This window comes from Ralstonia sp. VS2407, assembly GCF_052950655.1.
In genome coordinates this window covers 1-474 of record NZ_JBRFVG010000235.1, presented here as the reverse complement: position 1 = coordinate 474, position 474 = coordinate 1, and the positions used below count along the sequence as shown (strand labels likewise).

Here is a 474-nt window from a genome sequence, read left to right as displayed (position 1 = left end):
CAGTCGGGTCGACCTACATCTTTCTGCGGTAAGCAATCACGACATGGGATACGTGTTTGAGGAGCTCATCCGGATTGCCAATGAGCAGAGCAACGAGACGGCTGGGGAGCACTTTACTCCTCGGGAAGTAATCAAGCTATTGGCTTCCATCATCTTCAGCACGGAGTTAAAAGAATTACGTACACCTGGACTTATTCGTACCATCTATGACCTAGGCTGCGGTACGGGTGGAATGCTCACGCAGTAGAAGATGTTTCTCGACGAGAAATTTAAAAAGGAAGGCCTTGAAAGCGGACAATACGCTGATATAAAAATATTCGGGCAGGAGATAAACGAGCAATCATACGCTATAGCCAAATCTGACCTATTGATTACAGGTTTGGAAGCCAACAACATTAAGCATGGCAACTCCTTCACGGAGGACCGCTTTCCGGGGCAGCGCTTCAACTACATGCTCGCCAACCCCCCCTATGG

1 pseudogene is annotated in these 474 nt (G+C 48.5%); it reads left to right on the top strand.

The window, feature by feature from the left end:
* Positions 1 to 43: 43 nt before the first annotated feature.
* Positions 44 to 474 (top strand): annotated as a pseudogene (locus ACU8YE_RS24805) (HsdM family class I SAM-dependent methyltransferase); the annotation flags it as partial.